Here is a 2488-nt window from a genome sequence, read left to right as displayed (position 1 = left end):
GTTGGCATCGATTATCCTTCCATAATCCCTTTCCGCATCCAATAAGAAAACAGCATCCTTGGCATTTTCAAAAAGCAGTCGGTGTTTTCTTTCGCTTTCTTCCAATTTGGACCAGTACTCTTTCAAAGAATGCGACATTTCGTTAAAAGAGTCGGCCAGTTCTCCAAACTCGTCTTTTAAGCCATCAATCCTGTAATCTAAATTGCCCCCTTTAATTTTCTTGTTGCATTAAGAAGCTTGTCCATTGGTTTTGTAAAGCCTTTTATAAAGATAAAAGCTAAAACTGTTGCTATAAAAGGACCGGAAGCAATGATAATAAAAAGTATTCTTTTTGTTTTAGCTATCTTATTGAGGACGGATTGTGTTTTCTCATCGAGTTTACTGCTTGCCATGATTATCATGCCATCGACCCTTTTAATTAGATCTTCGCCCATCTTAAAGGCATTATCCTCTTCTGCCGCTAACCTGTCAGCATTCGCCCTTACAGTCAAAACCCTGCTAATCGCCTCTTGATACGCCCCGATATGATTCGTGAGGTCATCAAGATTTTTCTTTACGTCGCTTGAGTGGTGACAACCAGAACAGGTCTCTGCTGCCTTTGCCATACTTCTTACATCTATCACGATCGTATTAAAGCTCCTTGCAAAACGTGTATTTTTTGAAGCTGAGATCGGACTGAACCCTTTTAATCTGTATCAATAAACGCTCTCTCAATATTTCAACCTGATGAAGCATTATAATTTCATTAAGCTTTGCAGTGGTTTTTTCTATTGTGCTGACCATATATATGCCGCCGAGAAAGAAAATCCATGAAAAGATGCTCAAACCTATGATTATCTTTTTCTTCATTACTCGTTTATATAATTATATCTGAGCGGCTTGAATAATTTCAGACAGTGCATTTCTTTCGATACCTTCAAAAGAAATATCATCAATATACGGCAGCATACCGATTACAGGCACAGGACAGAGTTGCCTTAATACTTCAGGATTTGTCTTTTCAGCAATATCTCCTGTTGGAGGATTATGATGATTAATAATTACCCCGATCACATTAATCCCTTCGTTTAAAGCATAGTTAACTGTCAGGAGTGTGTGATTTATTGTGCCGAGAGTCGGCCTTACAACAACAATAGCAGGGAGCTTTAAATCCTTTATGAGGTCAATAACAAAATAAGTATTCGAGTTGACTTCTTCATTTGATTTTGACTGCTGACTGCTGACTGCTGACTGCTGACTGCTTTTTGCAATCGGTACAAGCAAACCGCCTACCCCTTCAACAACCATGAAATCGTATTTTTTTGATAATACATTATAAGCATCAAATATATTATTTATCTCAACCGGAATCTTCTCAAGTTCCGATGCGACCATCGGTGCAAGCGGATGCTCAAAGCGAATCGGAGTTACCAAATCTATAGGGTCGTCCATATCTGCCATCTCTTTTAAGAACATCCCGTCTGACGGGATTAATAATTCAGTTTTTCCTCCACTCTTCTGCTCTGCTGCTCTGCTACTCTGCTGCTCTATAGAAACGCATCCCGTTTCAATCGGTTTCATGGCGCCGACCTTTATGCCCTTCTTTATTAATGCCCTGATTATCGCAGCAGACACAATCGTCTTGCCCACGCCTGTATCTGTGCCTGTTATGAAAATGCCTTTTGACAATTTTAATCTCCTTAAATAATCCTGCTCTCAAGGCAGAATACCTGCCCTGTTATATTTTCGGTGCTTGCAAGATAGACGATAAACCTTGCCACTTCCTTCGGGTCTGAGAGTGTATTTAAAAGACTGGCCTCTTTTGCCCTTTTTAAGGCTTCATCTGCACTAATCCCCATCTTAGTAGGCATGTACCCGGGCAAAATTGCATTCACTCTTATTTTATACTCTGCAAGCTCGATTGCCGCTGTCTTTGTAAGTCCAAGCAATGCAGCCTTTGAAGCGCTGTATGCAGCCTGCCCTTCCTTGCCCTTCAGTCCTGAATATGAAGATATGTTGATTATATGCCCGCCATCTTTCATAAGTGATGCAAACGCCTTTATGCAGTTAAAGTTGCCCTTAAGATTTACATCCATTGTCCTGTCCCAGTCCTTTTCGCTCTGCTTTATCAAAAGCGAATCTTTTGTTATCCCTGCATTGTTTATAAGGACATCCGCCCTTCCCCATTTTTTATGGACAGTCTCGGCCATTTTAGAGACATCCTCAAACCTGCTTACATCGGCCTTCACCGCAATTGCCGTATCGCCGATTGCTCCGACAATTTCCTGTGCCGATTTTCCGGACTCGAGATAATTTATGACAACCCTGTATCCATTTTCAAAAAATGATAGGGCAATTTCCTTTCCCAAACCGCCTGATGCTCCTGTTATCACAGCCACCTTATTCGTCATAATACTATTGTTAATGTTATAATATTTCAGTCTAAAAATCCAAATCCAGCGATAAGGATGGGTCTCTGGAGTGAATAGCGATGTTTTGGTAACAGTTC

4 protein-coding genes and 1 pseudogene are annotated in these 2488 nt (G+C 40.6%); all 5 read right to left on the bottom strand.

Features of this window, described 5'->3' with window-relative positions:
- A pseudogene (locus tag V7L97_RS13185) lies at positions 1 to 189 on the bottom strand (hypothetical protein); the annotation flags it as partial.
- 8 nt (positions 190 to 197) lie between these two features.
- Positions 198 to 623, bottom strand: a complete 426-nt coding sequence (locus tag V7L97_RS12195) for a hypothetical protein (RefSeq protein ID WP_333656371.1) — start codon at positions 621 to 623, stop codon at positions 198 to 200.
- 7 nt (positions 624 to 630) lie between these two features.
- On the bottom strand, positions 631 to 849 hold the full coding sequence (locus V7L97_RS12190; protein ID WP_333656368.1) for a hypothetical protein: 219 nt from the start codon (positions 847 to 849) through the stop codon (positions 631 to 633).
- 15 nt (positions 850 to 864) lie between these two features.
- Positions 865 to 1668: a dethiobiotin synthase gene (bioD, locus tag V7L97_RS12185; protein WP_333656366.1), complete on the bottom strand. Its 804-nt coding sequence runs from the start codon at positions 1666 to 1668 to the stop codon at positions 865 to 867.
- A gap of 11 nt (positions 1669 to 1679) precedes the next feature.
- Positions 1680 to 2488 (bottom strand): SDR family NAD(P)-dependent oxidoreductase (locus V7L97_RS12180; protein ID WP_333656365.1); only part of this gene is annotated, 809 nt, incomplete at its 5' end.

Source organism: Dissulfurispira sp., from assembly GCF_036745535.1.
Taxonomy (GTDB): domain Bacteria; phylum Nitrospirota; class Thermodesulfovibrionia; order Thermodesulfovibrionales; family Dissulfurispiraceae; genus Dissulfurispira.
This window is presented reverse-complemented; position numbering and strand designations above follow the sequence as displayed.